Origin of the sequence: Streptomyces flavofungini (assembly GCF_041028215.1) — a bacterium.
GTDB lineage: Bacteria > Actinomycetota > Actinomycetes > Streptomycetales > Streptomycetaceae > Streptomyces > Streptomyces flavofungini_B.
Genome location: NZ_JASKYR010000468.1, coordinates 1 through 5,079, shown reverse-complemented (window position 1 = coordinate 5,079; position 5,079 = coordinate 1). Strand labels below are relative to the sequence as shown.

Below are 5,079 nucleotides of genomic sequence, written 5' to 3'. Positions count from 1 at the left end.
CGACCAGCCCGACGAAGACGAAGACCCCGACCACGGCCATCACGCTCCTTCTCATTCCCCCGAAGCAGGTCCCCCGTGGGCCTCGCTTCTCGCGTGCCAGGGGGATGCCCGGCCCCACCGGAGCCCAAAGCAGAGTTGAGGAACTCCAGAGGTTCGGCGCAGGATGGCGGGCATGACCTCCACTTCCGGGAGCGGGCGGCCGCTGCTCAATCGCCGCCTCGCCGAGTTCGGTACGACGATCTTCGCCGAGATGTCCGCCCTCGCGGTGTCCACGGGCGCGATCAACCTGGGGCAGGGCTTTCCGGACACCGATGGTCCCGAGGCCGTCCGGGAGGCGGCGGTGCGGGCGCTGCGGGACGGCCGCGGCAACCAGTACCCGCCGGGCCCCGGCATTCCCGAGCTGCGCACGGCCATCGCCGAGCACCAGCTCGCCCGCTACTCCCTCCCGTACGACCCCGACCGCGAGGTCCTGGTGACGGCGGGGGCCACCGAGGCGATCGCCGCGTCGCTGCTCGCCCTGGTCGAGCCGGGCGACGAGGTCATCGCCCTGGAGCCGTACTACGACTCCTACGCCGCCTCGATCGCGCTGGCCGGCGGCGTCCGCGTCCCGGTCACCCTGCGCCCGCGCGAGGGCCGCTTCCACCTCGACCTGGACGAGCTGCGCGACGCGGTCACGCCCCGCACCCGGCTGCTCCTCCTAAACACCCCGCACAACCCGACCGGCACGGTCCTCACCCGCGCCGAGCTGGCGGAGATCGCGGAGCTCGCCGTCGAGCGCGATCTGCTCGTCGTCACCGACGAGGTCTACGAACACCTCGTCTTCGACGACGCCGAGCACATCCCGCTCGCCTCCTTCCCCGGCATGCGCGAGCGCACGGTCACCATCGGGTCCGCGGGCAAGACCTTCTCCTTCACGGGCTGGAAGGTCGGCTGGGTGACCTCCTCGCCGGAGCTGGTCGCGGCCGTCCGCTCGGCGAAGCAGTACCTGACCTTCGTGTCCGCGGGGCCCTTCCAGTACGCGGTCGCCGAGGCGCTCGCGCTGCCCGGCTCCTTCTTCGCGGACTTCCGGGCGGACCTGCGGGCCAAGCGGGACCTGCTCAGCGAGGGTCTGACGGCCGCCGGGTTCGACGTGTACCGGCCCGCGGGCACCTACTTCGTGACGACCGACATCCGCCCCCTCGGCGAGAGCGACGGCTTCGCCTTCTGCCGCTCGCTGCCGGAGCGTGCGGGCGTCGTCGCCATCCCGAACGCCGTCTTCTACGACCACCGCGACGCGGGCGCCCCCTTCGTCCGCTTCGCCTTCTGCAAGCGGGTCCCGGTCCTGGAGGAGGCGGTGACCCGCCTCAAGTCGCTGGCGGGCTCTCGTCGTACAGGAAGGTACGGGGCTCTAGGCCTCGTCGTCCGGCTTCTCGGTGCCCTCGGCGGAGTCGACCTCGGACTCCAGGCCGAGCTGCTCGACGAGCCAGCGGTCGAACTCGATCGCGGCGCGCACCCAGCTCACCGTCGAGGACACGAAGTGCTCCAGGGAGACTCCGGTGCCGATCAGCATCTGGGCCTCGCCGATCAGGCGGACCGTGCCGTCGTCGTGCGTGTGGCTGTATACCTTCGGCCACAGGGTGCGGCGGTTCCAGTCGTCGATCGACTCCAGGAGCTGCTGCTTCTGCTCGATCTGGTGCGCCCGGTCGTAGAACGTCCGCACCGAGAAGACCTGCTGGTCGTCCTCGCCGCGGAACATGAAGTACGTACGGAACTCCTCCCACGGCGCCGCGAGGTCACCCTCGTCGTCGACGACGTGCTTGAGCTCCATCTGGTCCAGGAGCTGCTTGACCAGGTCCTGGTCGGGGACGACGGGGCCCGCCGGTCCTGCGCCCTGCTGCGGTTCGGGCTGGCCCCCGAAATTCGGAATCGAGGACGGGTCGATGCTCACGTGCGTTGTCCCTTCGTATGGATGGGGCCCATCCTCTCCCAGGATGGGCCCCATGGGGCAAGCCCGGACCCCCGTGTTACAGGGACTTGGCCGAGGGCGAAACCGTCGCGGGGCCCACGATCAGGCCGTCCTCGAACCTGTCCACCCGGACGACGTCGCCGTCCTTGACCTCGCCCGCCAGGATCTCCTTGGCGAGCCGGTCGCCGATCGACGTCTGGATGAGGCGGCGCAGGGGGCGCGCGCCGTACGCCGGGTCGTTGCCCTCGTCCGCGAGCCAGGCGAGGGCCTCGGGGGTGACGTCCAGGGTGAGGCGGCGTTCGGCGAGCCGCCTGCCGAGGCGGTCGATCTGGAGCTTGGCGATGTGCGCCAGCTCGTCCTTGCTGAGCGCCGAGAAGACCACCAGGTCGTCCAGGCGGTTGAGGAACTCCGGCTTGAAGGAGGCCCGCACCACCTCAAGGACCTGCTGCTTCTTCTCCTCCTCGGACGTGAGGGGCTCCACCAGGTACTGGCTGCCGAGGTTGGAGGTCAGGACCAGGATGGTGTTGCGGAAGTCCACCGTGCGGCCCTGGCCGTCGGTGAGGCGCCCGTCGTCGAGGACCTGGAGCAGGACGTCGAAGACCTCCGGGTGCGCCTTCTCCACCTCGTCGAGCAGCACGACGCTGTACGGGCGCCGCCGCACCGCCTCGGTGAGCTGGCCGCCCTCCTCGTAGCCCACGTACCCGGGCGGGGCGCCGACCAGGCGGGCCACGCTGTGCTTCTCGCCGTACTCGCTCATGTCGATGCGGACCATGGCCCGCTCGTCGTCGAAGAGGAAGTCCGCGAGGGCCTTCGCCAGCTCCGTCTTGCCGACGCCGGTCGGACCGAGGAAGAGGAAGGAGCCGGTGGGGCGGTCGGGGTCGGCGATCCCCGCGCGGGTGCGCCGCACCGCGTCGGAGACGGCCCGCACGGCCTCGGTCTGCCCGATGAGCCGCTTGCCGAGCTCGTCCTCCATGCGGAGCAGCTTCTGGGTCTCGCCTTCGAGGAGGCGCCCGGCGGGGATGCCGGTCCAGGCTCCGACGACGTCGGCGATGTCGTCGGGTCCGACCTCCTCCTTGACCATGGTGTCCTTGGCCTGCGCGGCCTCCTCCTCGGCCTCGGAGGCGGCTTCCAGGTCACGCTCCAGGGTGGGGATCTCGCCGTAGAGCAGCTTGGAGGCGGTGTCGAAGTCGCCGTCGCGCTGGGCGCGCTCGGCCTGGCCGCGCAGCTCGTCGAGCTTCTCCTTCAGGGCGCCGACGCGGTTGAGGGACTGCTTCTCCTTCTCCCAGCGTGCGGTGAGCCCGCGCAGCTCCTCCTCCTTGTCGGCGAGGTCGCGCCGGAGCTTCTCCAGGCGCTGCTTGCTCGCCGGGTCGGTCTCCTTGCTGAGCGCGAGCTCCTCCATGCGCAGCCGGTCGACGGCGCGCTGGAGTTCGTCGATCTCCACGGGGGAGGAGTCGATCTCCATGCGCAGCCGGGACGCCGCCTCGTCGACGAGGTCGATGGCCTTGTCGGGCAGGAAGCGCGAGGTGATGTACCGGTCGGAGAGGGTCGCGGCGGCCACCAGGGCGCTGTCGGCGATCTGCACCTTGTGGTGCGCCTCGTACCGCCCCTTGAGCCCGCGCAGGATCGCGATGGAGTCCTCGACGGACGGCTCGGCGACGAGCACCTGCTGGAAGCGCCGCTCCAGGGCGGGATCCTTCTCGATCCGCTCGCGGTACTCGTCCAGGGTGGTGGCGCCGACCATGCGCAGCTCGCCGCGGGCCAGCATCGGCTTCAGCATGTTCCCCGCGTCCATCGCGGAGTCACCGCCCGCGCCCGCGCCGACGACGGTGTGCAGCTCGTCGATGAAGGTGATGATCTGCCCGTCGCTCTCCTTGATCTCGGAGAGGACGGTCTTGAGGCGCTCCTCGAACTCGCCGCGGTACTTCGCCCCGGCGACCATCGCGCCGAGGTCGAGGGAGACCAGCCGCTTGTTCTTCAGGGACTCCGGCACGTCCCCCTTCACGATGCGCTGGGCGAGGCCCTCGACGACGGCGGTCTTGCCGACGCCGGGCTCGCCGATGAGCACGGGGTTGTTCTTCGTACGCCGGGACAGGACCTGGACGACCCGGCGGATCTCCTGGTCCCGTCCGATGACCGGGTCGAGCCGTCCCTCGCGGGCCGCGGCGGTGAAATCGGTGCCGAACTTCTCCAGGGCCTTGTACTGACCCTCGGGGTCGGGTGTGGTCACCCGGCGCCCTCCCCTTGTCGTCTCGAACGCTTCCAGCAGTTTCTTGTCGGTGGCCCCGTGCCTGGCGAGGGCCTCGCCCGCCCTGCCGCCCTTGGCGGCGATGCCGATCAGCAGGTGCTCGGTCGAGAGGTACTCGTCGCCGAGCTCCTTGGCGCGCGCCGAGGCGTCGGCGATGACCGCGAGCAGCTCACGGTTGGGCTGCGGCGGTGCCACCGTGGACCCGGTGACGCTGGGCAGGGCGGCGAGGACGCGCTCGGCGTCGGCGCGCACGGCCGCCTGGTCGGCGTCGACCGCGGCGAGCAGGTCGGTGATGTTCTCGTTGTCCTGGCCTTCCAGCAGCGCCAGAAGCAAGTGCGCGGGCGTCAGGTCGGCGTGCCCGCCCCGCACGGCACGGTCACCGGCCGCGTTGATCGCGTCCCGGCTCCTGTTGGTCAGCTCTGCGTCCACGTGCGCTTCTCCTCCTTACGGTCCAACCACTCGTCGCGGGTTCACGGGCCTACGAGTACCCCGTACCGCCCCTCCACACTGACTTGGTCAACGTGCACAAAGTTGAGTCTATTCCACTCAAGGCGGGGGAGGTAAGGCCGGGCGGTTATGTTCCGGACCATGAGCACGAAGCCATCGGGCGCCGAGGCGCCGCACACCAGGCCACCGAGCCGCCGGGTCGACCTGAGTGACCCGCCCGAGTCCTACCTCAGCTTCTGGCGCGAACGTCACCTGTGCACCTTGACGACCCCGCGCCCGGACGGCAGCCCGCACGTGGTGCCGGTCGGCGTGACGTTCGACCCGGAGGAGGGCGTGGCACGGGTGCTCGCCCGCGGGACCAGCCGCAAGGCCGTGCACGTCCGCGCGGCGACGGCCGCCGGGGGCGGGACGGGGGCGCGGGTGGCGGTCTGCCAGTTCGAGG

The 5,079-nt window shown here is 70.8% G+C and carries 2 protein-coding genes and 2 pseudogenes; 2 read left to right on the top strand and 2 right to left on the bottom strand.

Annotated elements, in window-relative coordinates; all coding sequences use genetic code 11:
- Positions 1-163 precede the first annotated feature (163 nt).
- A pseudogene (locus AB8Z36_RS27215) lies at positions 164-1,357 on the top strand (pyridoxal phosphate-dependent aminotransferase); the annotation flags it as partial.
- Between the two features lie 30 nt (positions 1,358-1,387).
- On the opposite strand, the gene AB8Z36_RS27210 reads toward AB8Z36_RS27215, so the two are convergent.
- Together AB8Z36_RS27210 and clpB are read right to left on the bottom strand one after the other, a co-directional pair.
- Positions 1,388-1,927, bottom strand: a complete 540-nt coding sequence (locus tag AB8Z36_RS27210) for a YbjN domain-containing protein (RefSeq protein WP_369216021.1) — start codon at positions 1,925-1,927, stop codon at positions 1,388-1,390.
- A 76-nt stretch (positions 1,928-2,003) separates the two neighbouring features.
- On the bottom strand, positions 2,004-4,619 hold the full coding sequence (clpB, locus tag AB8Z36_RS27205; protein ID WP_369216020.1) for an ATP-dependent chaperone ClpB: 2,616 nt from the start codon (positions 4,617-4,619) through the stop codon (positions 2,004-2,006).
- 159 nt (positions 4,620-4,778) lie between these two features.
- Between clpB and AB8Z36_RS27200 the strand changes: the two are divergent.
- A pseudogene (locus tag AB8Z36_RS27200) lies at positions 4,779-5,079 on the top strand (pyridoxamine 5'-phosphate oxidase family protein); the annotation flags it as partial.